This is a genomic window from Natranaerobius trueperi, from assembly GCF_002216005.1.
GTDB classification, from domain to species: Bacteria; Bacillota; Natranaerobiia; order Natranaerobiales; family Natranaerobiaceae; genus Natranaerobius_A; species Natranaerobius_A trueperi.
Genome location: NZ_NIQC01000009.1, coordinates 57968 through 83148, shown reverse-complemented (window position 1 = coordinate 83148; position 25181 = coordinate 57968). Strand labels below are relative to the sequence as shown.

36 protein-coding genes are annotated in these 25181 nt (G+C 30.7%); 35 read left to right on the top strand and 1 reads right to left on the bottom strand.

The window, feature by feature from the left end; all coding sequences use genetic code 11:
* Positions 1-270: 270 nt before the first annotated feature.
* A complete protein-coding gene (locus CDO51_RS05690) occupies positions 271-1947 on the top strand; it encodes a GspE/PulE family protein (protein WP_089023343.1) in 1677 nt (558 codons plus the stop codon).
* Positions 1948-2034: 87 nt separating this feature from the next.
* Here CDO51_RS05690 and CDO51_RS13750 read toward each other — a convergent pair whose 3' ends face one another.
* Positions 2035-2205, bottom strand: coding sequence for a hypothetical protein (locus CDO51_RS13750; protein ID WP_158212337.1), 171 nt, complete (start codon positions 2203-2205; stop codon positions 2035-2037).
* A gap of 205 nt (positions 2206-2410) precedes the next feature.
* On the opposite strand from CDO51_RS13750, the gene CDO51_RS05685 reads away from it, so the two are divergent.
* From CDO51_RS05685 to nusB, 34 genes are all read left to right on the top strand, one after another.
* Positions 2411-3622 (top strand): type II secretion system F family protein, encoded by a 1212-nt coding sequence (locus CDO51_RS05685; protein WP_089023342.1) that lies wholly within the window; start codon positions 2411-2413, stop codon positions 3620-3622.
* A gap of 21 nt (positions 3623-3643) precedes the next feature.
* Complete coding sequence (locus CDO51_RS05680) at positions 3644-4075, top strand: type II secretion system protein (protein ID WP_089023341.1); 432 nt, start codon at positions 3644-3646, stop codon at positions 4073-4075.
* Between the two features lie 176 nt (positions 4076-4251).
* Positions 4252-4617 (top strand): type IV pilus modification PilV family protein, encoded by a 366-nt coding sequence (locus tag CDO51_RS05675; RefSeq protein WP_089023340.1) that lies wholly within the window; start codon positions 4252-4254, stop codon positions 4615-4617.
* Positions 4614-5102, top strand: coding sequence for a PilW family protein (locus CDO51_RS05670; RefSeq protein WP_089023339.1), 489 nt, complete (start codon positions 4614-4616; stop codon positions 5100-5102). The genes CDO51_RS05675 and CDO51_RS05670 overlap by 4 nt, the downstream gene beginning before the upstream one ends.
* A gap of 18 nt (positions 5103-5120) precedes the next feature.
* Complete coding sequence (locus CDO51_RS05665; RefSeq protein WP_089023338.1) at positions 5121-6143, top strand: pilus assembly PilX N-terminal domain-containing protein; 1023 nt, start codon at positions 5121-5123, stop codon at positions 6141-6143.
* A 4-nt stretch (positions 6144-6147) separates the two neighbouring features.
* Positions 6148-7122, top strand: coding sequence for a type IV pilus biogenesis protein PilM (gene pilM / locus CDO51_RS05660; RefSeq protein WP_089023337.1), 975 nt, complete (start codon positions 6148-6150; stop codon positions 7120-7122).
* Positions 7110-7667, top strand: a complete 558-nt coding sequence (locus tag CDO51_RS05655; protein ID WP_205842122.1) for a hypothetical protein — start codon at positions 7110-7112, stop codon at positions 7665-7667. Before pilM ends, CDO51_RS05655 begins: the two co-directional genes overlap by 13 nt.
* On the top strand, positions 7664-8290 hold the full coding sequence (gene pilO, locus CDO51_RS05650) for a type 4a pilus biogenesis protein PilO (RefSeq protein WP_089023335.1): 627 nt from the start codon (positions 7664-7666) through the stop codon (positions 8288-8290). The genes CDO51_RS05655 and pilO overlap by 4 nt, the downstream gene beginning before the upstream one ends.
* Before the next feature lie 3 nt (positions 8291-8293).
* Positions 8294-8776 carry a prepilin-type N-terminal cleavage/methylation domain-containing protein gene (locus tag CDO51_RS05645; RefSeq protein WP_089023334.1) on the top strand — a complete coding sequence of 161 codons (483 nt, stop codon included), beginning with the start codon at positions 8294-8296 and terminating at the stop codon, positions 8774-8776.
* 21 nt (positions 8777-8797) lie between these two features.
* The gene (locus tag CDO51_RS05640) at positions 8798-9070 is read left to right on the top strand and encodes a late competence development ComFB family protein (RefSeq protein WP_089023333.1); all 273 of its coding nucleotides are present in this window, start codon (positions 8798-8800) and stop codon (positions 9068-9070) included.
* Positions 9071-9089: 19 nt separating this feature from the next.
* On the top strand, positions 9090-9617 hold the full coding sequence (locus CDO51_RS05635) for a shikimate kinase (RefSeq protein ID WP_158212334.1): 528 nt from the start codon (positions 9090-9092) through the stop codon (positions 9615-9617).
* A 75-nt stretch (positions 9618-9692) separates the two neighbouring features.
* Entirely contained in the window at positions 9693-10613 is a 921-nt protein-coding gene (gene cysK, locus CDO51_RS05630) for a cysteine synthase A (RefSeq protein ID WP_089023331.1), read from the top strand.
* 551 nt (positions 10614-11164) lie between these two features.
* Complete coding sequence (locus CDO51_RS13745) at positions 11165-11344, top strand: hypothetical protein (protein WP_158212333.1); 180 nt, start codon at positions 11165-11167, stop codon at positions 11342-11344.
* 169 nt (positions 11345-11513) lie between these two features.
* The gene (locus CDO51_RS05625) at positions 11514-11894 is read left to right on the top strand and encodes a hypothetical protein (protein WP_089023330.1); all 381 of its coding nucleotides are present in this window, start codon (positions 11514-11516) and stop codon (positions 11892-11894) included.
* Positions 11891-12748 (top strand): LipS1 family lipoyl synthase, encoded by an 858-nt coding sequence (locus tag CDO51_RS05620; protein ID WP_089023329.1) that lies wholly within the window; start codon positions 11891-11893, stop codon positions 12746-12748. The genes CDO51_RS05625 and CDO51_RS05620 overlap by 4 nt, the downstream gene beginning before the upstream one ends.
* Positions 12745-13704 (top strand): LipS2 family lipoyl synthase, encoded by a 960-nt coding sequence (locus CDO51_RS05615; protein WP_089023328.1) that lies wholly within the window; start codon positions 12745-12747, stop codon positions 13702-13704. The genes CDO51_RS05620 and CDO51_RS05615 overlap by 4 nt, the downstream gene beginning before the upstream one ends.
* 16 nt (positions 13705-13720) lie before the next feature.
* Positions 13721-14551, top strand: a complete 831-nt coding sequence (locus tag CDO51_RS05610; RefSeq protein WP_089023327.1) for a lipoate--protein ligase family protein — start codon at positions 13721-13723, stop codon at positions 14549-14551.
* Positions 14552-14878: 327 nt separating this feature from the next.
* On the top strand, positions 14879-15070 hold the full coding sequence (locus tag CDO51_RS05605) for a hypothetical protein (protein ID WP_338044564.1): 192 nt from the start codon (positions 14879-14881) through the stop codon (positions 15068-15070).
* A 312-nt stretch (positions 15071-15382) separates the two neighbouring features.
* Positions 15383-15829, top strand: a complete 447-nt coding sequence (aroQ, locus tag CDO51_RS05600) for a type II 3-dehydroquinate dehydratase (RefSeq protein ID WP_089023325.1) — start codon at positions 15383-15385, stop codon at positions 15827-15829.
* A 5-nt stretch (positions 15830-15834) separates the two neighbouring features.
* Positions 15835-16905 (top strand): M24 family metallopeptidase, encoded by a 1071-nt coding sequence (locus tag CDO51_RS05595; RefSeq protein ID WP_089023324.1) that lies wholly within the window; start codon positions 15835-15837, stop codon positions 16903-16905.
* 34 nt (positions 16906-16939) lie between these two features.
* On the top strand, positions 16940-17506 hold the full coding sequence (efp, locus tag CDO51_RS05590) for an elongation factor P (RefSeq protein ID WP_089023323.1): 567 nt from the start codon (positions 16940-16942) through the stop codon (positions 17504-17506).
* A gap of 34 nt (positions 17507-17540) precedes the next feature.
* Positions 17541-17978, top strand: a complete 438-nt coding sequence (locus CDO51_RS05585; RefSeq protein WP_089023322.1) for a CD1247 N-terminal domain-containing protein — start codon at positions 17541-17543, stop codon at positions 17976-17978.
* A gap of 92 nt (positions 17979-18070) precedes the next feature.
* Entirely contained in the window at positions 18071-19057 is a 987-nt protein-coding gene (spoIIIAA, locus tag CDO51_RS05580; protein WP_089023321.1) for a stage III sporulation protein AA, read from the top strand.
* 2 nt (positions 19058-19059) lie between these two features.
* Complete coding sequence (locus CDO51_RS05575; RefSeq protein WP_158212332.1) at positions 19060-19575, top strand: stage III sporulation protein AB; 516 nt, start codon at positions 19060-19062, stop codon at positions 19573-19575.
* Positions 19576-19592: 17 nt separating this feature from the next.
* The gene (spoIIIAC, locus tag CDO51_RS05570; protein WP_089023319.1) at positions 19593-19799 is read left to right on the top strand and encodes a stage III sporulation protein AC; all 207 of its coding nucleotides are present in this window, start codon (positions 19593-19595) and stop codon (positions 19797-19799) included.
* 2 nt (positions 19800-19801) lie between these two features.
* Positions 19802-20188: a stage III sporulation protein AD gene (gene spoIIIAD / locus CDO51_RS05565; RefSeq protein WP_089023318.1), complete on the top strand. Its 387-nt coding sequence runs from the start codon at positions 19802-19804 to the stop codon at positions 20186-20188.
* A 14-nt stretch (positions 20189-20202) separates the two neighbouring features.
* Positions 20203-21384 carry a stage III sporulation protein AE gene (gene spoIIIAE, locus CDO51_RS05560; RefSeq protein WP_240503495.1) on the top strand — a complete coding sequence of 394 codons (1182 nt, stop codon included), beginning with the start codon at positions 20203-20205 and terminating at the stop codon, positions 21382-21384.
* Positions 21385-21401: 17 nt separating this feature from the next.
* Entirely contained in the window at positions 21402-22070 is a 669-nt protein-coding gene (spoIIIAF, locus tag CDO51_RS05555; RefSeq protein WP_089023316.1) for a stage III sporulation protein AF, read from the top strand.
* Between the two features lie 66 nt (positions 22071-22136).
* A complete protein-coding gene (locus CDO51_RS05550; protein ID WP_089023315.1) occupies positions 22137-22718 on the top strand; it encodes a hypothetical protein in 582 nt (193 codons plus the stop codon).
* Between the two features lie 11 nt (positions 22719-22729).
* Complete coding sequence (locus tag CDO51_RS05545; RefSeq protein ID WP_089023314.1) at positions 22730-23380, top strand: SpoIIIAH-like family protein; 651 nt, start codon at positions 22730-22732, stop codon at positions 23378-23380.
* A gap of 124 nt (positions 23381-23504) precedes the next feature.
* A complete protein-coding gene (locus CDO51_RS05540) occupies positions 23505-23873 on the top strand; it encodes an Asp23/Gls24 family envelope stress response protein (protein WP_089023313.1) in 369 nt (122 codons plus the stop codon).
* A 78-nt stretch (positions 23874-23951) separates the two neighbouring features.
* Positions 23952-24488 carry an alkaline shock response membrane anchor protein AmaP gene (gene amaP, locus CDO51_RS05535; RefSeq protein WP_089023312.1) on the top strand — a complete coding sequence of 179 codons (537 nt, stop codon included), beginning with the start codon at positions 23952-23954 and terminating at the stop codon, positions 24486-24488.
* 14 nt (positions 24489-24502) lie between these two features.
* Complete coding sequence (locus CDO51_RS05530; RefSeq protein WP_089023311.1) at positions 24503-24724, top strand: DUF2273 domain-containing protein; 222 nt, start codon at positions 24503-24505, stop codon at positions 24722-24724.
* Between the two features lie 33 nt (positions 24725-24757).
* Positions 24758-25177 (top strand): transcription antitermination factor NusB, encoded by a 420-nt coding sequence (nusB, locus tag CDO51_RS05525; RefSeq protein WP_089023310.1) that lies wholly within the window; start codon positions 24758-24760, stop codon positions 25175-25177.
* The last annotated feature ends 4 nt before the right edge of the window (positions 25178-25181 follow it).

The following is a 25181-nucleotide window of genomic DNA, read 5'->3' as shown; positions in this document are numbered from 1 at the left end:
ATATGATGACATATCCAAAAGATACGAGGTACTGCACTTAAATCATTGAACCGCCAAGTACCGGACGGTATGCTTGGTGGTGTGAGAGGTCGGTAGATAAATTAATTATCTACCTCCTACTCGATTTAATAATTTTTAATTGATCTGAATTGACTAGAACAACTAATTTCGGAGTAATAAAAATATTTTCTATAAAAAAAGGAGTTCTTAGTAAGTTTCTAGAATACAATACTAATATTTTTTTACAAAAATTTATTTTAGGAGGAGCGAATGTTTCGACAAAAGAAAAAGCAATTAGGTGAACTGTTAGTTGATACAAATACAATTACTAATCATCAGTTAAATAAAATTGTTGAGCATCAACATGAGACCGGAAAAACTTTCAGAAAAAGTATTGTCGATCTCAATATAATTAGTGAAGATGAATTAATTCAAGTATTAAAATCACATATGGGGATCAAATATATTTCTTTGCAGAATTATTACTTAAAAAAAGAAATTGTCAATCAAATCCCTTCGTATTTGATGAAACATTATCAAGTTTTACCTATTAATATAAGTGGCAATAAGTTAACCCTAGCAATGAGTGATCCACTAAATGTAGTGGCAATTGATAATATTCAAATGGCTACAGGACTAGAAATTGAACCAGTGATTGCAACTACTAAAGAAATAGAACAAGAAATAACTAGGTTTTTTGGTATTACAGAATACTTAGAAGAAACTATAAATCAAATTGATAGTAGTTATGACAAATCAAAAAACGAAAATTCAATAGAAAATATAGGTGAAGATTCGCCTGTTGTTCAGGTAGTAAATTCCTTAATAAATCAAGCGATTAAAAGAGAAGCAAGTGATATTCATATTGATTCTACAAAAACATCTATGAATGTAAGATTTCGTATTGATGGCATTTTACATGATATCACATCGCCTCCCAAACATGTCCAAGATCTTTTAATTAGTAGGATTAAAATAATGGGAGGTATGGATGTAACTAAGAAGCGAACTCCACAGGACGGTAGATGTAGTTTTAATTTGGAAGGGATAGAAAGTGATTTAAGAATATCAACTTTGCCGACAATTTTTGGTGAGAAGATTGTTATAAGAGTATTAATAAAAAATCGAAAGTACATTAATCTCGACGAGTTAGGATTCAGAGTGCAAGATTTAGATAAATATATTAAACTTCTGAAAAGTAGTGCTGGCATGATACTAGTAACTGGACCAACTGGATGTGGTAAAACAACCACGCTTTACTCTTCTTTAAACCGTATTAATAGTCTAGAAAAAAACATTATAACTATTGAAGACCCTGTAGAGTATCAGCTTAGTAGGATTAATCAAGTACAAATAAATGAACAGATTGAGCTTACTTTTACAAATGGTTTGAGAACTATTTTGAGACAGGACCCAGATATCATAATGATTGGTGAAATTAGAGATATAGAAACAGCTCAAATTGCTATTAGATCAGCTATAACTGGTCACCTTGTTTTATCGACTTTACATACAGATAGTGCTATAAATACTCTTACTAGACTAATTGATATGGGAATACCTTCATTTCTAATTAAGGCTTTTGCGGGTGGTATAGTGTCTCAAAGATTAGTAAGGATAATTTGTTCAACATGTCAAGAGAAGTATACACCATCGAAACAAGAATTAGAGATTTATAAAAAATATTCTAAAGTACAAACAGATGTAACATTTTATAAAGGACGAGGCTGTAAAAACTGTGAGAATACAGGTTATAAAGATAGAACAGCAGTTTATGAGCTATTAATCTTAGATAATATTATAATAGATATGCTAATAAGAGGTTGTACTAAAGAACTAACAGATTATGCTAGAACACAAGGGTTCATACCTTTGCTTGAGAATGCAATGGACAAAGTGGCTAAAGGAGAAACAACGATTGAAGAAGTTAATAGAATCATTTTTTAACAAAGTAAAACAAACTAGAGGTGAGAAATAAACTTGAACTTTTAGAAATGGCGATATTTTTAGATGTTTCAGATTTACATATTACAGTTAATACATCACCAAAGCGCCAGCTTTAAGAAGTTCAATGATTTCTTCAGTTAAGAGTAAATTGTCCAATAAATCAAGTGGCTCAGTTCTTGTGACAAGAGGAACAGGTAGTGGTAAATTACCAAGTTTAGCAGCTGTGGTTGAGTATATAACTCTGAAAGTTGTTGTCATAATTTTTAAAATTTTTCTCGAAGTTCATCGTATGTAACTCTACTAATGCGATATAAATTTAATTAGAGAGGGAAAATTTATAGATACATTCACATACTATGTAAGCTTCTGTACAAAAAATTTATTTTAAAGGTTTGATATCGAAACAAAGCCGATATAATCACATGAAAAGTAATAAAACAAAACTTTCTAGAGGTGAGCTGATTTGACTTCAATTTATATATATAAAGCAAGAGATATAAATGGAAATAAAATAGAAAACACCATAGAATCCAAAGATGAAAATAGTGCCATTTTAACTTTAAGAAATAAAAATCTATTTATTACTGATATAAAAAAAGCTAACAAATTAAATATATATTTAAATAATATAGACTTATTTAACAGGATAACATCTAGAGACTTAATGATTATTTCTAGGCAACTATCAACTATGATAAAAGCAGGGATAACTATAGTTGATAGTTTAGATGTATTAGCACAACAAAATGTTAACAATAAATTTAAAAAAAGTATTAGTAGTATAACTGAAAGAGTAAGAACAGGGGAAGGGCTAGGAGAATCTTTTGAACATAGACAAGATGTATTCCCTTCTTTATTTGTAAATATGATAACTGCTGGTGAAGAATCAGGAGCTTTAGATGACATTTTAGATAAGATTTCTATTCACTATCAAAAAGATTATGATACAAAAGAGAAAGTAAAAAATGTTATGACATATCCTATTATATTACTAGTTGTTTCTTTAGCTGTGATTTATATTTTAATAACACAAATTTTACCTGAGTTTTCTCACATTTTAGATGATGCAGGGATAACTTTACCCCTTATAACTGAAATCATAATTCGAACTGGTATTTTAATAGATGAACAAGTTATAACATTCTTGATTTTGCTAATGATTTTTTTAGGAGCAGTGTACTTATCTTTAAAGACAAAATTAGGTATACGTTTTTTTGAGTTATTTTTACTTGTTACCCCATTTATTAAAGATATTTATATAAAAGTTTCAATGGCTAGATTTTCAAGAACCTTAGCAACATTAGTGGGAAGTGGTATTCCTCTTTTAGAATCGCTGAAATTAGTTAAAAAAACACTTAATAATGGAGTTGTTGAGAGTGTAATTGATAGCTCGATCTTGAATCTAAAAAAGGGACAACCTATGAGTGAGCCAATGGCTCAGAGTGATTTATTTCCACCTTTAGTTAGTAAAATGATTGCCGTCGGAGAAGAAACTGGACAACTTGAAGAAATGTTAATTGAATTGGCAACGTTTTACGAAAAAGAAAGTAAATTTACTTTAGAAAGGTTAAGTAGTTTAATTGAGCCATTTATGATTTTATTTATGACGATTATTGTAGGTTTAATAGTTTTATCAGTTGTATTACCTATGGTAGAAATATGGCAAATATTTTAAGTGAAAAAGGGAGGTTTTACTATGAATTTCTTTAAAATATACAATTTTGTTTTAGGTGAAAAAGGTTTTACTTTGGTAGAGCTATTAGCTGTTGTAGTGATTTTAGGTATATTAATATCAATTTCTGTTCCTAAAGTTATACAGGTGGTTGATAATGCACAAGGCGAGGCTGACTTAGCTGATCTCAATGCTCTAAGAAGCGCGGTTGAAATATATTCTTTACAGAACAGAAAACTTGAACAAATTGGAGAAGGCAAGTGGGTAGATGATTTTTTTGAAAAATATATAAATACTCAATTAGAAGATGCAGATAGGATTGTTAAAAATACACTTGAATTAGAAGATTTTTCTGAAGCATATAAAACTGCTACTAGCTGGCAAGATGTAATTAATAATTTAACACCGAAAATGGAAGATGAAATGTCGAAAAATTTATATATAGGACTTACGTAGTGTCTATTGCGTCTATTATAGGTTTAATAGTTATCTTTGTTCTAATGGTTTGTGATAAAAGCTATAAAACATCCATTTACCTTTTGTTCCTTTTTTATTTATTTAAAGTACCATTTTTATCTGTGCGGTAAATACCTATCGAAAATGTATTGAATTTTTTGGGGTGGTGAATTACTATGGCTCAATTAAATTCTGAAGCGGGTTATACTCTACTAGAAGTCTTAGGATCAGTGGTTATTTTAGGGTTAATTGTTACGCCTCTACTAGGGATTTTAGGACAAGGGTTGATTCGTGTGAATGAAGGAGAGGATTACACTAAAGCTGTACAATTAGCACAAGGTAAGATGGAATATTTGATGATAAACTCTTCTGAAGAACTTATTTCATATGATTCAATAAAATACGAGGAAGATATATTTGAAGTAACCATTTCTGTAGAACACTATTCAGAAAACCTACTGTTAGTAGGTTTGATTGTTAACTGGAATGAAATGGAGCGGGATTATCTTTATCAACTGAAAGCTTATAGGTTTATTGTATGAGAAAGTCTTATAATCATCTAAAAAATGAAAAGGGGTATACTTTAGTTGAGCTATTAGCTACAACCATATTAATTGGAATTGTTACAATAAGTATTCTTTCAATATTTAGCCAGGGAATTAAAAGTTGGTATATTGCAACAGATAGTGTCGAAATTCAACAAAACTCAAGATATGTTATGAATCAAATGGTAGAGACTATACGAGAACTTGATAAAGATAAATTGGAAATTAGTTCTGATAATTATTTGTTGTTAGAGGGTAGAAATATTTTTTATCTATGTGGAACTGATATTAAGAATGAATTCAATTTACCAGTTGCATCTAATATTTGTGATCTTCAGTTTACAAAAAAACAGATGAGAAATGGAAGATTAGTAAAAGTTGAGAACACTTCTAGTCACTGGGATCTTTTATCAATTACATTAAGTGTAAAAAATTACGGTAAAGTTCAAACATATAATACTAATGTTTTACCTAGAAACTGATGAAATGAGGAAAATTTATTGTTTAATAAATTAAGAAATAATCAATGTGGGTCTGTACTTATTATGAGTCTCGTGATTTTAATGATTTTATCACTGTTGGGTAAATTTTTATTAGATATAGTTTTTGTTAATTCTCAAATAGCAAAAGGGTACGGCGATGGAGTTAAAGCTTATTACAATGCTAGTTCAGGAATACAATACGCAAAAAAACATTTACAAGATGAATGGGATAAAATTAATAAAATGTCCATAGAGCATGATATTAATACAGACGGACATAGTTTTACAGTAGATATAGAAACAGTAAACAGAAACTCTAAAAATATTAAGTCTACCGGAATGTTTGAGAATGCAAATAGAACTTTAATAAGTAATATAGAACGAACGTTTTTTATTAATTTTGAATTATTAGAAGAAATGATGGAATATGCTATTTTGGCAAAAAATATATACTTTGATCATACTAATTATTCAATATCGGGGAAGGTTCTTTATCAGAGAAACTTTAAAAATGAAAGTGATATAAAAGAACCTGTGATCTACTATGAGCCTGAATTTCTAGATTCGATTGAACTCCGTACCTTAGATTCTTTAGATATAAAGCAATATGATGGCGAAAATGAAAGCATCGAGCTAAACTATGGTGATTTATACTTAGATTATATACCACATGATCCGTATTTTTTAATTGTATTAGAAGACAGTAATGAAAATGGAAATATAACAATACAAGAAGGTGTTCTAGAGAAATACCAGGATAATACCTTAGTTATATTAGCAGCTGGGAAAATATTTGTGGAAGAGAATAACTTACAAAGTATTAACTCGGAAGGGTATACATTATTATATTCTGAAGAGCGCGGTACAGGGATTAAATTGTTAGGAGATAATATAGCAATTAATGGTAGTCTTATAGCACCTAAAGGCGATATTGTTGGAAAGAACATTTCTAGGTTAAGGATTAATAATCTAAATTTAAATTATTCTCCATTATATAAATTAGAAACAACTGATTTTAAATATCATATTAGGAGGAACTAATTAAATGATTAATAAGGTAATGACTAAGAAATCTCCACTAGGAATTGATTTGGGTCCAGGAACTATCAGGATAGTTGAGTTAGTTAAAAAAGGAACTGAACTTAAATTTAATAACATAGCAGTCTATAATCACTCTATTAGTATAGATGAATCCATTAAAGATTTGGGGGAATCTATTAAGAAGTGTTTAAAACGTAGTGGTTTTAAGAATAGAGATGCTTGTCTAGCTCTCAGAGAACGTGATGTTATAATAAAAACCCTTAACTTTCCGGTAATGTCAAATAAAGAACTAAGTAGTGTAATTGAGTATGAAGCTGACAAACATTTAATGTTTCCAAAAGAAATGTTTGTAACTGACTGGTCTATTATTAAAAGACAAAAGAACAATATGAAGGTTTTATTTTTAGCTTCAAATAGAAATATCATTGATAAATATGTAAAAGTAGCTGAATTTGCAAACTTACGCCTTAAAGCATTAGATGTAGAAGTATTTTCTTTATTAAGATACATAAGCCTTAGTTTTGAAAAAGAAAATGCAGCTAAACCTTTAAATTTAATTTTAGATTTAGGCTTAATATCAACAACTATATTAATTGCCAAAGGAAGTCAATATATTTTTTCTAGAAACATATCTTTTGGAACTGAAAAGTTAGTAAGACAAAATCTTCAAAAGGCAGTAACTGATAATGTAATGGAGGAACAAATAGTAAATAATTTAATTATAGAAATTGAACGTTCTATTGAATATTTAAATATAGAGGGGATTATTAAAGGCTTTCCTATTCAATTACTTGTAACAGGTAGAGGCTGGGAACAAAAAGACCTTCTAGATATAGTAACAAAGTATTTAGGTCTTAGCCCAATATTAATTGATCCCTTTCAAGAATTGAGCACTCAAAATATTAATAGTTCTTTTATACAAGAAGGGATGACTATGAGCATAGCTACAAGTCTAGCACTAAGGAATTGGGTATCTTGAAATTAAATTATGATTTACGACCACCGGAATTAATTGAAAAAGAAAAGGAGATGCGTAATAGAAGAATAATTGTATTATTCATTATTTTTTACTTATCTGTTTTAGTTATTTGGTATGGAGTGGCAATGAGACATAATAATGATCTTAAATCATCAGTAAAACAACTAGAAAACTACGAAATGAAGTTACAAGAGGATTTAATAGTATATGGTGATAAAAAAGAACTAAAAAAAACCGTGGAAAGTAAATTAAGTAATTTAGAAGATATTTTACAAGAAGAAATAAACTGGACAAATTATTTAGAACAAATAAATCTAAATATTTCTCGAGACGTTACTTTAGAGGAATATATTGCAAAAGATAATAGGGTACAGCTAGTAGGATTTGGAGACAGTGTTTTTGGAGTCTTGAACTTTAAACAAAACTTAAGAAAAAGAACTGACTATTACGATGTAGAGATTTTAACTATAAATGAACAAGTTGGTATATACTATTTCGAAATTATTGCAAAAATACCTACAAAAGTAGGAGATGATACTGAATGATTGAGAAATTCGTTCAAAAATTGACGAAAAGAGAAAGAGTCATCATATTATTGACATTTTTAGTTATTTTATTTGCAATATTCTGGCATATTTTATTTCAACCGTTACAACAAGAAATTCAAGAGAAAAAATCTGAAATAGAAAAATATAATAATGATATAAAAGTCCTTAAAATTAATAAAAAAGACCTACAAAACTTTGATCAGGATCAAAATATAGAAATACTTTCTAACTTAATACCAGGGAAAAAAGAATTAGAATATACTATAGATCAGATTTTTTCCATACTTGAACAATACAATTTAAAATTGGATTTCTTTGAATTTGAAACTAATGAAATGGATGATTGTATCTCTTCTGTTGATATAAAGGGGCATGTCGAAGGAGAGTATAGAGACATATATAATGTGCTAGAAGAAATACAAGGCTTTAAAAGGCATATCAATATCAGATCAATACATATTAGAAATTTAAATAATTTTAATAGCACAAATGTTGGTGAAATATTATCGGTTAATTTACACTTAGAAACCTATTTTGATGGCTATAATTTGTTACCGGAAAATAAATTAACATCAGAAGATGATATTGGAAAAATAAACCCGTTTACGGGTAGAAAGTAGGTTATTAAAATAAGCAAAGTTAATAACACAAGAGGATTTACTTTGATTGAAACCTTAGGTGTCATAATTTTAATAGCAATTATAATTTCTATTTTGTACCCTAATGTTGTAAAAACCATAGATATCTTTGTTCTTGACGGTGCACATAATAAGCTTTACCAAGATTTAAGACTTGTAAAAATGCAAGCACTGAAAACTGAACAATTATCAAGAATAAGTTTTCCTTATTTTGGACCTCAAAACTACTATGTTTTACATTTACCGAATAGAACTAAAATAAATTATTTACCAGATGGTATAAATTTTAGTACACTTAACACAGGGGGAAGTGACTTTTACAATCCTGAGGTTGTTTTCGCTCCGGATGGAGTGCCTTGGGGCGGGGCTACTATTGGTATTTCTAATAAACAAGGTGATACAAAATATGTTGTCATAGCTGCAGTCTCTGGTCGTATTAGAAAAAGTGAAGTTTTACCTGGTTTTTAAAAGTTTCAAGGAGGGACGGAAATGAGTAATTTAAATTTAAAGAATTATATGGAAGATGTTGTTTTAAAAAAGTTAAATTCTTTATTAGCTGAGCGTTCTAGCATTTGTAATTGTGATCATTGTAAAAAAGATATAATGGCTATTGCTTTAAATAACCTACCACCACGTTATATCGTTACTGAAAAAGGAGAAATTTACTCTAAAATAGATTCCCTGATGGTACAATTTTCAACCGATGTTACAGCTGAAATAGTTAAAGCTATAGAGAAAGTTAATAAAAGCCCGAGACATTAGTGAAGATAGGATGATTAGATTGACATTAATATCATTAGATAAAAATATTGCTTTAATAGGTTTTATGGGTGTTGGTAAATCAACGATAGGTTGTTCATTGGCTAAATCGTTAGGTATAGGTTTTAAAGATACAGATAAACAGATTGAAAAAGAAACGAATATGGATATAGCTAATATATTTAAAATGAAAGGTGAACAATGGTTTAGAGATATAGAAAGTATAGTTCTTACTAACTTAATTTCTGATGGCCCATATATTATTGCTACAGGTGGTGGTATTGTCGAGCGTTCTATAAACCGTCAAATATTAAAAAATCAAACAATTACAGTTTCATTACTAGCAACGGCAGAAACTATTTGCCAAAGAGTGATATTAGATAATAATCGTCCTTTATTGAATACAGAAAACAAGTTACAGGAAATTGAGCGTCTTTTAAATTTGAGATTAAAATATTATTACGAATCTGATATATTAGTTTGGACTGATACTTTAACACGTAATCAAGTTAAAGATAAAATTATTGATGAATTGAAATACTTAAAATAACTGATTATCAATTGTTATTTAAATTCTCATATGATATAATAACCCTAAAATATTGTAGGGTATAGGGGTGAAAGCGTGATTGTTAATAATGTGTCTGAGTTAATAGGTGATACTCCAATGATTAAATTAACTAAAATTGATGATTTAAAAAGTGTTAATGTATATGGGAAGTTAGAATCTTTTAATCCCGGTGGTAGTGTAAAAGATCGAATTTCATTAAGTATGTTACAAGCTGCAGAAGAAGTTGGGGATATTGATAAAGATACAGTTATTATAGAACCAACAAGTGGTAATACTGGTATTGGACTTGCGATGCTAGCAGCTTCAAAAGGATATAGGTTAATTTTAGTTATGCCTGATTCGATGAGTCTTGAAAGAAGAAACCTACTTAAAGGTTTCGGAGCAGAGCTTGTTCTTACTCCAGGTAATAAAGGAATGAAAGGTGCTGTTGAAAAAGCTGAAGAACTTGTAAAAGAGTATTCTAACTTTTTTATGCCTCAACAATTTAATAATTCTGCTAATCCTGACATCCATAAAAAAACAACAGCTCAAGAAATTATTAATGACCTTTATAATAAAAGGTTGGATTATTTTATTTCAGGTGTTGGTACTGGTGGAACTATTACAGGTACAAGTGAAATTTTAAGAAAACACTTTACAAATATGAAAACCATTGCTGTAGAACCTCTTAATTCTGCTGTATTATCAGGAGATAAACCATTACCTCATAAAATACAGGGGATAGGTGCAGGTTTTATTCCAAATACGTTAAACCTTAAACAAGTGGATGAAATATTTAAAGTAGAAGATAAAGATGCTATTGAATCTTCGAAAGAATTGATGCAACATGAAGGGATAATGACAGGTATTTCTTCTGGAGCTGTTTTATGGACGGCTAAAAAAATAGCAAAAGATAATCCTGGAACTACAATGGTTATAATTCTTCCAGATACAGGTGAAAGGTATCTCTCAACTTCTCTGTTTCAAGATAATTAAAAGTAATTGTTAAATAACAAAGTATGATTTTGAAGCATGCTTTGTTATTTTTTTATAATAAGCCTTTTTCAAAATTTAATTCTTAATGTAGAAAAATTAGGTTTGGAGTTACTAGAATTTACTTTTCATACAGATATTAACGTTCTAAACGTTAAATAGACCTTTAAGTTTTTTTGATACCACTCTTTTTCAGCTCTAATTATTCTTAGGTAGTCACTATCAAGGTTCTCTTGTTTGACTTTTTGCTTTTTAGCTGCTAAAGCGGAAGCTAGTAAGACAATCGTATATAATAGAGTTGAATTTTAACCTTTTTATTCTCCGACATGGAGTTGGTTTACCTGTATCAGATACCAAAATAACCTGAATATGGAATATGAAAGTTTAGAAGAACTAAAAGCCATATGTGTTGGGCCTTAAAATCATTAAAACGGATTATAATAACAAATATTATATAATTTGGAGGAATTTCTAGTATCTCATCGAATTAATTTAGTAGTGTTTGAAATAGAATCAAGGCTAAAAATGTTTGTTAGCTAAATAATAATAATTTTATGGGAAAAGAGATATTACAAAAACAGTTTATTACTAATAAACCAGGCAATGAGTTTACGGCTATAGTTAAGAGGATGATGGGAAAGAGGATATGTATTAAACTTACAAACAAGCAAGTAGCACTAGTCTGGAACGGGCAACTTCGAATGTATGCTTGTGTCCATATGACTGTGATGTGATCAAAAGGTATTAAAAAATGTAGAGCTTCCAATAGTAGCCCATTCTTAAAGTCTTTTCTTGTTAAAACACCAAGACAAGTTGTTAAAAATCATATGTTAATTAGTGTCACAGAAAAGAGGGCCAAAGTTGAAATCGACAGGTTGGCTAGAGAATGGAGGGTATTAAATAATGAAAAATGATAAAGCCTTTATATTTAAACTAGGAAGTGAAGGTCGAGTTGGTTTTTCTCCTCCTTATTGTGATGTCCCGGAGGAAAGTGAAAGTATTGATGATTTAATACCTAAAAAGCTCCAGAGGAAAAAAGATCCACTCTTACCTCAAGCATTAGAAAGGGAAGTTATGCGTGACTTTTTAGAACTAGCTACAAAAACTTCTAGTAGGGACACTGGTTTTTATTCATTAGTAACTTGTACTATGAAACATAACCCGATTGATGATCTAAAAAAAAAAGATAGAGTAAATAATGCCTCCCACACTACATCAGTAGGTAGATTAGATGAAGTAACGGCTGTTTTAGGAAATCAATACCAAGGTGGTTGTCTGGCATGAATTTAAAAATAGATCATCAGTTATTAAAAAAAGCCAAAAACATTAGACAGCAAAACTTTTCGCCTAGTATGACCTTTGTTTATCCTAAAGATACACAACAAGTAAGTGTTACTGGACCTAATTGCGAATTAGATTGTGCTCACTGTGGTGGCCACTATTTACGAAATATGAAACAGTTAGATGAAATTGATAATCCACCTAGCTGTTTGATTAGCGGAGGTTGTGATCACTTTGGTAAAGTACCCATTTTAAAGTATGAGAAAAAACTAGAAGAGCTTTCAAAAAATACTAGATTAAACATACATGCAGGTATAGTTAATAATGATGAGGCTAAAAAAATTGGACAATTGACTGATGTAGTATCATTTGATTTTGTAGGTTGTAATGAAACAATAAAAAATGTTTATGGAATTGATAATATTACAATTAATGATTATCTTAACGCTTATCGTAAATTAAGAAAATATGCTGATGTTGTTCCACATATATGCATAGGACTTAATGGTGGTCAAAAAAGTGGTGAATACAAAGCTATGAATTTAATAGAAAAAGAAGGTGCTTCAGCTCTTTCTTTTATCGTTTTTACACCAACGAAAAAAACCAGATTTTCCGATGCTTTACCACCTTCTTTAGAGTATGTTGTGGAAGTATTATTAACGGCTCGAATAAAGTTTCCGGATATTCCAATATATTTAGGGTGCATGCGACCTGGTGGACGCTATCGAAACGAGCTTGATTATTGGGCAATAGAAAGTGGAGTAAATAAAATAGTTATTCCTGCTCCTAAGGCGAGAAAACTAGCAGAAGAAAAGGGGTATAATGTCTTATTTGAAGAGGAGTGTTGTTCATTATGATAAGGATATCAGCAGGTAGTGCTTATGTGTGTGGACTCAATAAGCTTAAGACGGATGCAATGCCTACAACTGCATACTTGATGGACGGAGAAAATTGTTTAAATAATTGTTCTTTCTGTCCACAATCTAGATCTAGCCTATCGAAGTCTAATTTGCTTAGTCGAATTACTTGGCCTGAGTATAGTAAAGAGGATTTGAAGCATGGACTTGCGGAGGGTGAAAGAAATGGTCTAAAACGAGTCTGTCTTCAGTCTGTTAAAGAAGATTCGGGTCATGAAAAAACACAAACAGTTTTAAATGATATAACTCAAATGACAAATTTACCAATATGTGTATCAGCTAATATCGAAAGTGTAGAACAAGTTAAAGATTTAATTAATCAAGGAGCTGATAAAGTAGGGATAAGTCTTGATGTTTGTGACCCTAATAAATTTAATAGTATTAAGGGAGGTTTTTTTGAAGAACGTTTTAAATTAATTAAAGAGTGTGCCTTAAAATTCCCTGATAAGATTAGTACACATTTAATTGTGGGCTTAGGAGAGAGTGAGCAACAAGTTATTGAACTGTTATCAGAACTTATTTACTTGGGAGTTCATGTGGGATTATTTGCTTTTACTCCTATAAAGGGTACTAAACTTGAGAATGAGAGCCCCCCAGACATAAAAAAATATCGGATTATTCAGACTGTTCATTACCTATTAAGATATAATTACATTACATATGATGACATTATATTTGATAATGAAAATAGAGTGATTAAGTTTGGTATCGAAAGTGAGAATATTAAGAATATATTAAAAGATGGAGAAGCATTTGAAACTACAGGATGTCCTGATTGTAATAGGCCTTATTACAATGAAAAACCAGGTGGAATTATTTATAATTATCCCCGGTCACTCACATCTGAAGAGGCACAGAATGCGGTTAAGTTAGTTTTATCTAGAATAGAAACTTAAGACAGGGGGAGATTCTATGGAAACATGGAGATTGATTATTGATGAAAAACCATCTAACGGTGCGACCAATATGGCTAGAGATGAAGCAATATTAAAGTCGGTATCAAAAGAAGAAGTTCCACCAACTATACGGTTCTATTTTTGGGATCCCCCGTGTGTTTCCATGGGGTATTTTCAAAAAGCAGAACGTCAAATAGACTTTGAAGTTTCTAAAAAATTGGGTTTTGATTATGTAAGACGCCCAACAGGTGGTAGAGCAATTCTTCATAAAGATGAACTAACTTATAGTGTTATTGTCAATGAACAGAATCCTAAAATCCCAGACGAAGTTATAAAGGCATATAAAGTTTTATCGAGAGGCTTAATGTATGGATTAGATGAAATGGGTATTAGAGCTGAGATGAATGAGCTGAAAAATGGGAGTGGTAAAAAACAAGGATCGGCTGCTTGTTTTGATGCACCTTCTTGGTATGAATTATTAGTAGAGGATAAAAAGGTTATTGGTAGTGCCCAAGTAAGGAAATATGGTGCTTTACTTCAACATGGATCTATACCTATTAAAATAAATATAGAAGAATTAATATCTGTGTTAAACTTTCCATCAGAAAAGGTGCGTGAACGAACTAAAAAGACCTTAAAAAACAGAGCAGCTGGATTAGCCGATGTAGCTAAAACAAAAAATATTGACATAACACAAGACAATTTGATTAAGGTCTTTAAAAAAGGCTTTGAATCAGCTTTGGATATCAAACTAGAACAGGGAACTTTAACTGAAGGTGAAAAACTATTTGTTTCTGAGCTTGAGAAAACAAAATATCTTAAAGATAAGTGGAATCTCAAGAGATAAAGAAATAGTTAGAAGATGTTCATAGTTATCTTAAAAAGTGGAGTAAAAATATTAACAAAAACAAAGGTGACAGAGATAAGTCGTAGCGAAGATTAATTGATTAAGTGATTTTATCAATTGGAGAAGGTCAAATTTACATGAGATAGATACTAAAAACCTAGGACTAATGTTGATAAATATGGTTAAGAAAAAACAGAAATAAATATACCAGTAATATATGCTATCGGAGATGTTTCTAATAAGGACTATGTTAGCTATGTAGCTAGTAATTAAGGGAATTGTAAGTGGAAATGTTTAGATACTTATGAAGTTTACGAAGATAAAGCAATTCATAGTTGTATTTTTACATTATCTGAAATATCTACAGTAGGCATGAGTGAGGATGTTTGCAAAGAACATGGAATTGCTGTAGAGTTTGGTAAATTATCTTTTAGAGGAAATGAAAAGCAAACGATACTTGGAAAAATCGATGGGATAGTAAAATTTGTAACAGAAAAAGACACTAAAAAAAGTTCGTGATATTCATTTTTTAGGTCCCTATGTGTTTGAGTTTGATACAGGAAGACACTTTAGCTATCAAAAAATAAGCACGCTTCGACGAGCTTATTGAGATGGCTCACTCTTACCCGACGTTAAGTGAAACAGCTTGGAAGGCTGCTCTTGATGTAGATAACCTTACTATACATTAGGTAAAGCAAAAAAGGAAAAAATAGGGTGAAGTAAAAACAAAAATGCGCCAAAAGCGCATTTTTGTTTTTCAGCAGGAAAACAATGAGATGTAAAGAAATAGTATACATGTTAAGATGTATAAACTAGAATGGGGGTCTGACCTTGAAAATTTTAGTTCTTCATGGCCCTAATCTAAATTTATTGGGGGAACGTGAAACTGAAGTTTATGGTAAGGTGAATTTAGATGAAATAAATAATAGACTAAAGAGATTAGGGTCAAAATATCAAATAACGATAGTAACTTTGCAATCTAACTGTGAGGGTGAACTAATTAATTTTTTACATAAAGCAAATGATGAAGCTTCAGGAGTGATATTTAATCCAGCTGCTTATACTCATTATAGTATAGCACTAAGAGATGCCATAGCAGCGCTAACCATTCCAGTAGTAGAAGTACATATCTCTAATATATATTCTAGAGAAAGTTTTCGGGCAAAGTCGGTGATTGCTCCGGTTACTATAGGTCAGATATCAGGATTTGGTTTGGAAAGTTATTCACTTGGTTTAAAAGCTTTATTAAATCATCTTGACTTTTTAAGAGAGGAGTAGATAATATGAATAACAGATTAAAGAAGTTGAATGACATTATGAAAGAAAAAGGGATTTCTTCTTTACTTGTAACAAAACCTGAGAATCGTCGTTATTTAACTGGGTTTACAGGAACAAGTGGTTATTTGTTGATCACCCCACAAAAGAATATTTTTTTAACTGATTTTCGATATGTAGAACAAGCAAATGAAGAAATCTATGAAGGGATTGAAGTTGTAAAACATGAATTTCCTATGACTAAAACATTAAATGAAATTCTAGGTGATTTAAATGTATCAACTCTATATTTTGAAAAAAATTATATTACATATGAAACTTATGAAGAATATCAGCAAAAATTGAGTAATACAACTTTGCAACCTAGTGTTGATTTAGTATCTGAAATCAGGAAAATTAAAGATGAGGATGAAATTGATACATTAAAAGAAGCTATTAAAATTTCTGATGAAGCTTTTTTACATATAGTTAATTTTATCGAAGAAGGTGTTACAGAGCGAGAGCTATCTTTAGAAATGGAACATTTCATGAAGGAAAAAGGTGCCGAAAAGGTTTCTTTTGATATAATAGTAGCAAGTGGAGAAAGATCAGCTTTACCTCATGGTGTTGCATCAGAAAAAAAGATTAAGAATGGTGATTTTGTAAAAATGGATTTAGGTGCTTGTTACAAGGGATATTGTTCAGATATAACTCGTACAGTTGTTTTAGGTGAGGCTACTGAGGAACAAAGAAAGATTTATGAAATGGTACTACAAGCACAAATGAATGCTATTAGATCCATTAAAGCTGGTATGACAGGCAAAGAAGCTGATGAAACAGCTAGATGTATAATCCATAAAGAAGGCTATGGTGATAAATTTGGCCATGGTTTAGGACATGGTGTAGGACTAGAAGTGCATGAATCTCCTCGCTTGTCTCCAAATCATGAAGAGACATTGAAACCTGGTATGACAGTAACTGTAGAACCAGGTGTATACTTACCTGGTTGGGGTGGTGTAAGAATAGAAGATATAATAGTAGTTAAAGAAAATGGTTGTGAAGTGTTAACTCAAGCAACTAAAGATTTACTAGAGATTTAGTTGAACTAATAGTTAATTAAAGGAGGATTATATTATGATTAGTAGTAATGATTTCAAAAATGGAATGACGATTGAATTAGATGGGGAAGTTTATACGATTGTTGATTTCTTACATGTAAAGCCTGGTAAAGGGGCAGCTTTTGTTAGAACAAAATTGCGACATTATAAGACTGGCTCCATTTCAGAAAAAACATTCCGAGCTGGTGAGAAAGTACAGAGAGCACATATTGAAAAATCTGAAATGCAATATTTATATTCAGCAGATGACATGTTTTATTTTATGGATACAACATCATTTGAACAGTATACTATTAATAAAGAGCAATTAGGTGATAAAGTTAAATACTTAAAAGAAAATATGGTTATTTCAATTCTATTTTATGGAAAAGAAATTATAGGAATAGAGCTTCCAGTATTTGTTGAATTACAAGTTTCTGAAACAGAACCAGGCGTGAAAGGAGACACTGCGTCTGGTGGCTCAAAACCAGCCCAATTAGAAACTGGGTTAAGTGTTAATGTACCGTTTTTCATAAATAATGGAGATATAATTAAAGTAGATACTAGAACTGGTGAATATATTGAGCGGGTTAAAGGGGAATAATATAATGAGACTACATTAAACAAGGAGGTTATATATGAGGGCCCGCGTTTCATATCTAAGAGGATTAGTTGAGGGTTTGAATGTCTCAGATAACAGTAAAGAAGGTCAAGTTATTAAAGAAATTGTTAATGTATTAGAAGATTTTGCGCAAGGTTTTGAAGAACTAGATATTGACTTAGGTGATCTAGAACAACATGTAGATGCTATGGACCTAGATTTAGAAGCACTTGAGACTGACTATTATGATGAAGAATATCTAATTGAAGAAGAACAAGGAAGATATCATGAAACTATTTGCCCAACTTGTAATGAAGCAGTAGTTTTAGGTGATAATCTTTTTAATCAGGAAGGTTCTACAGAATTATATTGTCCAACATGTAATGATGTACTGTATGTCACTGAGGAAACTAGTCCTGAACTAGAATATGAGTTTGAACATCCATCTTCTTTTGTAGAATCCGAATATGTATAACCACTATCCTCCCGGATTTTTATCCGGGAGTTTTTTTATGCATAAACGTAGGACTAGCCAAATAAATATTTACAAAAGGAGGGTAGCCGTTTATGAAAGAAATCGAAAAAATTTTACGTAATTTTTTTCCTAATAATATAAATAAGATAATAATAGAATGTCTTAAAAAAAATAAAAACTCAAAAGATAAAATTGAAGAAATTAGGGTTAGAATCAATAAACCAATTATATTAAAACTAACATCAGATGACATAGTAACAGATTACAAAGTTAGAAAGAGTGATCTAGAGAAAATCATAGCATTGATAAGTGAAAACTCAGTATATTCATATCAAAATGAACTATCAAGAGGGTTTATAACTGTAGCTGGTGGGCATCGAGTTGGTTTAGTTGGGAAAACAAATATAAGAGATAATCATGTTAGAACTATTAAGGATATTTCGAGTATCAATTTTAGAATATCACGTGAAGTCATAGGTGCTTCTCAAAGTCTTGCTTGTAAAATTTACAATAACCATCAAAAAAGTATATATAATACTTTAATAGTTGGCTCACCTGGATGTGGTAAAACAACTCTATTACGAGATTTAACTAGAATTTATAGTGAGGGATCTTCAGAAATAAGACCACATAATATTAGCCTTGTAGATGAGCGTTCAGAAATAGCTGGGACTGTTAAAGGTGTACCTCAAAAGGAGGTGGGGTTAAGAACAGATGTGTTAGATGGATGTCCTAAAGCTAAAGGAATAACTATGGTGTTAAGATCAATGTCCCCTGATCTCATCGTAACTGACGAAATTGGAAGTCAAGAAGATGTAAAAGCTGTAGGGGAAGCCTTGAATGCAGGAGTTAAACTGTTATTATCAGCTCATTCTGACTCATATAATTCTCTTATGAATCGTCCTGGATTTTCGGAATTACTAGATAGCGGTGGAATTGAAAGAGTAGTATTTTTAACTAATAATAGGGGTCCTGGTACTGTTGAATCTATTGTAAAAAACAATCATGAGAAAAACAAGAAACAACTAAAAATTAACAATTTAAAAAATGAAAAATTCTTGAGAAAACAGGGGGGATGATAGTGCTAAGAATAATTGGAGCAGCCTTGATTTTATTCACTTCTATGGCACTAGGAAATAAAATTGCTAGTAATTATAGACTACGCCCTAAAATACTTCAAGAAATTGAAACTATTTTAGAAATGGCAGCCTCAGAAATAAATTATGTAGCAACACCTTTACCTGTACTTTTATCGAAACTTGGTAGAAGATTTCCTAAAAGTGCTGGGAAAATTTTTTCTAATTTAAACTATTACTTAGCACAAGAAGGGTGCCCTCCAGATGAAGCAATTGTAGCAGCTCGTGATAAGTTAGAATCTGATTTACCATTGTTAGAAGAAGATTGGGAAATAATTGAAAACTTTACAATAAATTTAGGAAAAAGTGATACTGATGAACAGTTAAGACATATAGAACTATGTTTATCTCATATAAGAGTAAATCAAAAATTAGCCCTTGAAGATCGTAAAAAAAGTGAAAAAATGTGGCGGTATCTAGGAGTGCTAACGGGGCTTTTACTTGTGATTTTAATATGGTAACTAAAGGAGGAATTTAGATGTATGAACTGGATATTGATTTACTATTTAGAATAGCAGGTGTGGGAATGATTCTAGCTATATTAAATCCAGTCCTAACAGCACTAGATAGAAAAGATGTGACAACGTATGTAAATTTAGCTGGAATAATTATTGTATTATTTATGGTAATTCATCTTCTAGCTGATCTCTTTGAGACAGTTAGGCAGGTATTTGGAGTGTATTAATTATGGATATTATTCAAATAGTTGGATTTGGTTTTATAGCAACTGTTTTGATTGTTGTAGTTAGACAGTATAAAAAAGAGTTAGCAGTTTTGCTATCAATGGCAGCGGGAATAATGATTTTTTTGTATTTATTAAGTCCACTAAAGTCTGTTCTAGACATTTTAGAAGAACTCACTTTACAAGCTGACTTAGATTTTGCTTATTTTGATACTCTTCTTAAAATTGTTGGGATAGCCTATATTACAGAGTTTGGTGCTCAAGTTTGTAAAGATGCAGATGAAGGAGCTATGGCCAAAAAAATCGAGTTGGGTGGAAAAATCGCAATAATGCTTATGGCTGTTCCGTTAGTGGTTATGATTTTAGAAACAGTGTTAACTTTACTTCCTTAGGAAGGATGAAGTTTATGAAAAAATTAGTTGTAATTTTATTATTACTAATCTATTTAATAATCCCATCTACTGTTTATGGTGAAGAAATAACAGATGAAAAGCTAGACGAAGACTTAAATGAAATATTAGATCAACCGGAAATAAAAGAAATGGAAAAACAGTGGAATCAGTTAAATCAAGAAATGGATGCTTACATTCCTGACCTGACCTTCAGGGATCTTTTTTATTTAATCCGAGGCGATGATGGTGACATTAGTCTAGCTCAACTTTTTAGTGGGCTATTAAGATTTTTTCTACATGAAGTAGTTGTTAATTTTCAACTTCTAGGTAAAGTTATACTACTTACCGTAGTAGCAGTTTTACTAACGACATTGCAAAATGCATTTGCTAATGAAAATGTTGCTAAATTAGCCCATACAGTTATTTACATGTCTATAGTTGTTATTGCATTACAAAGTTTTTATTTAGCAATTCAAATTGGTCGAGAAACCGTAGATAACATGGTAGATATAATTTTAGCTTTAATCCCCTTATTGTTAACTCTTATGGCTTCTATGGGAGCTGTGACATCTGTTGCAATCTTTCACCCGATAACTATATTTTTAATTAATACTTTCAGTACTTTAATTAGCAATGTTATTTTACCTTTACTCCTATTTTCTGCGGTATTAAATGTGATAAGTCATATCAATCCTAAATTTAAAGTATCTTCATTAGCTGACCTGTTTCAAAATGTTAGTATTACAGCTATCGGTTTTTTTCTTACAATTTTTATAGGCATTATGGGGTTACAAGGAGTAGGTGGTGCTGTCGCTGATGGTATATCTATTAGAGCAGCTAAATTTTTAACAGGTTCGTTTATACCAGTTATCGGGAAAGCTTTATCTGATGCAGTTGAAACGGTCATGGGAGCATCTTTAGTTTTAACAAACAGTGTAACCATGGCAGGGGCAGTTATTTTATTTTTCATAACAATTTTTCCTGCTCTAAAAATTCTTGCACTAGTTTTTATATATAAATTAGCTGCTTCGTTAATGGAACCTTTAGGAGAAACTACAATTCCTGATAGTTTAAATACCATGTCTAAAAGTTTAACACTAGTTTTTGCCGGAGTAGCTACAGTTTCGGTTATGTTTTTTATAGCTATGGCAACAATTATTGGTGCTACTAATATATCAATGATGATCAGGGGTTAGAAAAAGGGGGGATATAATTGTTAGATCATCTAAATGAATTAGTAACTTCAATAGTTATAGTAATTATATTGGCTTCTTTTTTAGAATTACTACTTCCACCTGGGAATTTGCAAAGGTACGTAAGATTAGTAATAGGACTTATGATAGTTTTAATAATTTTAAATCCGATAGTCAAAATATTAGAAAATGGAGATATGATTGAACCTGATATTTTTGAAGAACCAGAAGCTGATATAGATCAAGTGGATGATTTATTAGAAAGAGGAGAGGATATGCAACAAAATAGAATTGATAAAATTGATGCTCGCTACAAAGACGAAATCAAAGGACAAGTAAAAGAAAGGTCACAATATCATTTTGATAGTATTGAAGTTGCTAATGTTGAAATAGAATATCAAGATGACAGTTCTCTTGAAAACTACGGAGAAATAAAAAGTTTAACAGTTTTTTTAGATAAAAAAGATAAAGAGTTAGATGAGCAAAATAAAGAAGAACTAGTAGAACCAGTTGAAGAAATAAAAATTAGCTTAGAGAATGATAATACTAGTGATTTAATTGAAAAAAAGAATAATAAATCAGAAAATAAATTGAATGTTTCAGACGAAAAACTAGATAATTTTGAAAAGGATATAAGTGATGTTTTTCAAATAACTGAAGACCATGTTTTGGTAAAAGTAATGAAATAATCTGTTATTGCATAGAATGTACTAGCTAGGCCAAAAGTATTAAGAAGAATCAAGGGAGGGGAGATTATGAATCAATCAACTAAAGACTTTTTTAAAAAAATACCTCCACACTTAATAGTGCTAGGTATATTGGGACTGATATTTTTATTACTCGGTAATCCACTAGAAAGTGATGAAGATGATCCTAATACTGAAATTAATCCAATACCTAATGAAGAAGAGAATTTTGATATTGAAAGATCAACTGAAGAAAGCCAGTATAAGCGACAACTGGAAAAAGATTTAGAAACTATTTTGTCTCAAGTTATAGGAGCTGGTGATGTTAATGCTATGATAACTTTAGAAGGAAGCAAAAAACTAGATATTGCTAAAAATAAAGATGAAGAAAAAGTTACAACTGTAGAAAGTGATGGAACAGATGGTAAAAGAGAAATTACAGAGGAATTTTCTAATCATGAAGTATTAACAATTAGAGGGCAGGGTGATGAGCCCTTAGTATTACGAGAGAAAAAGCCCGCAATTAATGGCGTTTTGGTAGTTTCGGAGGGTGCAAATGATGTAAAGGTAAAGAAAAATTTGTTAACAGCTGTTAATACTTTGTTTGATGTTGCAGAGCATAATATCGTAATACTACCAAAAAATAATTAGGAGGTTTTAATATGAAAATAATTTACCTAAAAAGGCGATGGGTAATTTTTATTTCAGGTTTTTTTATAGCTTTAACCTTTTGGATAATTAATGTTGATAGAGAAGTTGAGCAAGTTGAAATTTTACAAGGAGAGTCTGTAGATGTTATTGAACAAGAAGGTGATGCGGAAATAGATATTGAAGAAGGGTCTAATAACATACTTAAAGAAGATGACACCGAATCTGATATTATAGAAAATGAAACCGAAGAAGATGTAACTTCTGCAGACCTTATTCCACCAGATGAAGTAGAAGAGTGGGAAATGGAAGAGGACAAAGATTTTTTTGTTGCTTATAGACTAGAGAGAGATCGAGTAAGATCAAAAGAAATAGAACGATTGAATCAATTTATAGATAATCCAAACACTAGTGATGAAGCGAAAAGTGAAGCAGAAAGTGAACTTTTAGATTTGGTGAAAATCAGAGAAAAAGAATTGACTCTTGAAAACCTTATAAGAGCAAATGGTTTTGAAGATGCAATATTCTTTTTTAGAAATGGTTCAGCTAATGTAATAGTTAAAGTGGAAAACTTATCAGAAACAGAAATAAGACAGATTGCAGAAATAGTGTCAGAGAATGCTGGAGTATCAATTTCTAATGTTAAAGTGATTGAATATAATTAAGATAGGGAATACTATATTATACACTTTATAACTGTATTTAACTTATCAAAAAAAGGATTTTTTGGTTTAATAACGAATATAAATAATAAATACATTTGTAGTTTTGTAGGAGGTGTACTAAAAAATGGACCCAAATTCTCATACAATGGCAGAGAAAAATGAGCTCGGTCAAGTCCGTATAGCCAATAACGTTATTGGTATTATTTCTTACTTAGCGTTGAAAGAATTAGATGGAATTTATAATGTCAGTGGGGGGGTTTCTGAAGGAATAAGTGAAATGTTTGGTAAAAAAACTTCAAAAGGCATTAAAGTAGATCTAACAGAAGAAAATGTTTCTATTGATGTGAATTTAGATATACAGTATGGGGTTAAAATTCCTGAAATATCTAAGGCAGCTCAAGAAGTAGTAAAAGAGGCTGTAGAAAATATGACTGGTTTTTCTGTTAGCAATGTAAATGTATATATTCAACGAGTTCGCTTTGAAGATGTATAAAAAATAATCAATGATTCACCATAATAATGAAGGGTTTCTAAAAAAACAAAAGGTTATAACTTAAAGGAGGGATAATTAGTGCATGTTTTTGACAGAGTGATCTTTTTTATAACTAGTTTTCTATTACTAATTCTATCAGTTATCCTAGTATCTTTTGCTATACCTATCCATCCAATTATGGATGAAGTAAGGACAAGCATGGAATTTTATGCTGAATCTTTAGAATTAGGAATTGTGGGTTTAATTATTCTATTAATCGCGTTGAGATCAATTTGGGGAGCATCGAGGGTTGAAAAAAATGAAGAGGTTGTTAATCAGAACACAGAAATAGGTGAAGTTAAAATATCTCTAAAAACTATAGAAAGTATGGTTTTAAGAGTAGCAAAAAATGAAGTTAAAGGTATGAAAGAAGTTAAATCAAGAATAAAAGTATCTGAAAATGGTCTAATTATATACTTGAAAGGTAAAGTTCAAGCAGATGTAGAAATACCTCAAGTTTCTGAAGAACTTCAAAAGATAGCTAAAGATCATGTTGAATCTAAGGCAGGAGTAAATATAAGTGAGGTTAAGGTTTATATTGAAAATATAGCATCTGATGCTTCACGGCCTAAGTAACTGGGGGTGATAATTTGAATCGTGAATACATAATGTATCTATTAGAAAATTATTTGGGAAGAATTATAGGTGTGGTATTAGGTTTTCTAATTTCATTAATTTTTGTGATTTTTGGTTTTTTACAAGGTTTATTAGTATTGATTTTAATGGGGGTAGGCTTTTATTTTGGTTACTATTGGGATAAAGAAAAACAACTGCCTATCTCAATACATAGATTTTTACCGCCCAGAAGATAAGAAAAATTTTAAAGTAATATAGGGGGATAAAAGATGTCTAGACGTTTTGCTAGAGAAACAGCAATGAAAATAATTTTTCAAATGGCATTTAATAATGATGAGTTGAATTATGAAGGTGCACAACAATATAAAGAAAGTGGTGAAGAACAGTTAGATGTAAATAATTATCAATATTTAGAAGATGTCACTTCTAAAGCAAGTACAGAACTACCAATTATAGATAGTCATATAGATAAGATGTCAGAAAACTGGAAAATAGAGCGTCTTAGTCGTGTAGATCTAAGTATTATGAGACTTGCTATTTGTGAAATGATTTATTTTGATGACATACCTGTTCGAGTTTCTATCAATGAAGCGGTAGAACTGGCTAAGAAATTTAGTACAGACAAAGCATCAAGCTATATTAATGGAATCTTAGATAAAATTGCGGAACAACTGAAAAGGGATCGGTGATGAT

Coding starts and splice junctions, on each gene's coding strand:
- CDO51_RS05690 (WP_089023343.1), top strand. CDS start 271: ATGTTTCGACAAAAGAAAAAGCAATTAGGTGAACTGTTAGTTGATACA.
- CDO51_RS13750 (WP_158212337.1), bottom strand. CDS start 2,205: ATGACAACAACTTTCAGAGTTATATACTCAACCACAGCTGCTAAACTT.
- CDO51_RS05680 (WP_089023341.1), top strand. CDS start 3,644: ATGAATTTCTTTAAAATATACAATTTTGTTTTAGGTGAAAAAGGTTTT.
- CDO51_RS05675 (WP_089023340.1), top strand. CDS start 4,252: ATGGCTCAATTAAATTCTGAAGCGGGTTATACTCTACTAGAAGTCTTA.
- CDO51_RS05670 (WP_089023339.1), top strand. CDS start 4,614: ATGAGAAAGTCTTATAATCATCTAAAAAATGAAAAGGGGTATACTTTA.
- pilM (WP_089023337.1), top strand. CDS start 6,148: ATGATTAATAAGGTAATGACTAAGAAATCTCCACTAGGAATTGATTTG.
- pilO (WP_089023335.1), top strand. CDS start 7,664: ATGATTGAGAAATTCGTTCAAAAATTGACGAAAAGAGAAAGAGTCATC.
- CDO51_RS05640 (WP_089023333.1), top strand. CDS start 8,798: ATGAGTAATTTAAATTTAAAGAATTATATGGAAGATGTTGTTTTAAAA.
- CDO51_RS13745 (WP_158212333.1), top strand. CDS start 11,165: ATGGGAAAAGAGATATTACAAAAACAGTTTATTACTAATAAACCAGGC.
- CDO51_RS05625 (WP_089023330.1), top strand. CDS start 11,514: ATGAAAAATGATAAAGCCTTTATATTTAAACTAGGAAGTGAAGGTCGA.
- CDO51_RS05620 (WP_089023329.1), top strand. CDS start 11,891: ATGAATTTAAAAATAGATCATCAGTTATTAAAAAAAGCCAAAAACATT.
- CDO51_RS05615 (WP_089023328.1), top strand. CDS start 12,745: ATGATAAGGATATCAGCAGGTAGTGCTTATGTGTGTGGACTCAATAAG.
- CDO51_RS05610 (WP_089023327.1), top strand. CDS start 13,721: ATGGAAACATGGAGATTGATTATTGATGAAAAACCATCTAACGGTGCG.
- CDO51_RS05595 (WP_089023324.1), top strand. CDS start 15,835: ATGAATAACAGATTAAAGAAGTTGAATGACATTATGAAAGAAAAAGGG.
- efp (WP_089023323.1), top strand. CDS start 16,940: ATGATTAGTAGTAATGATTTCAAAAATGGAATGACGATTGAATTAGAT.
- CDO51_RS05585 (WP_089023322.1), top strand. CDS start 17,541: ATGAGGGCCCGCGTTTCATATCTAAGAGGATTAGTTGAGGGTTTGAAT.
- spoIIIAA (WP_089023321.1), top strand. CDS start 18,071: ATGAAAGAAATCGAAAAAATTTTACGTAATTTTTTTCCTAATAATATA.
- spoIIIAC (WP_089023319.1), top strand. CDS start 19,593: ATGTATGAACTGGATATTGATTTACTATTTAGAATAGCAGGTGTGGGA.
- spoIIIAD (WP_089023318.1), top strand. CDS start 19,802: ATGGATATTATTCAAATAGTTGGATTTGGTTTTATAGCAACTGTTTTG.
- spoIIIAE (WP_240503495.1), top strand. CDS start 20,203: ATGAAAAAATTAGTTGTAATTTTATTATTACTAATCTATTTAATAATC.
- CDO51_RS05550 (WP_089023315.1), top strand. CDS start 22,137: ATGAATCAATCAACTAAAGACTTTTTTAAAAAAATACCTCCACACTTA.
- CDO51_RS05545 (WP_089023314.1), top strand. CDS start 22,730: ATGAAAATAATTTACCTAAAAAGGCGATGGGTAATTTTTATTTCAGGT.
- CDO51_RS05540 (WP_089023313.1), top strand. CDS start 23,505: ATGGACCCAAATTCTCATACAATGGCAGAGAAAAATGAGCTCGGTCAA.
- nusB (WP_089023310.1), top strand. CDS start 24,758: ATGTCTAGACGTTTTGCTAGAGAAACAGCAATGAAAATAATTTTTCAA.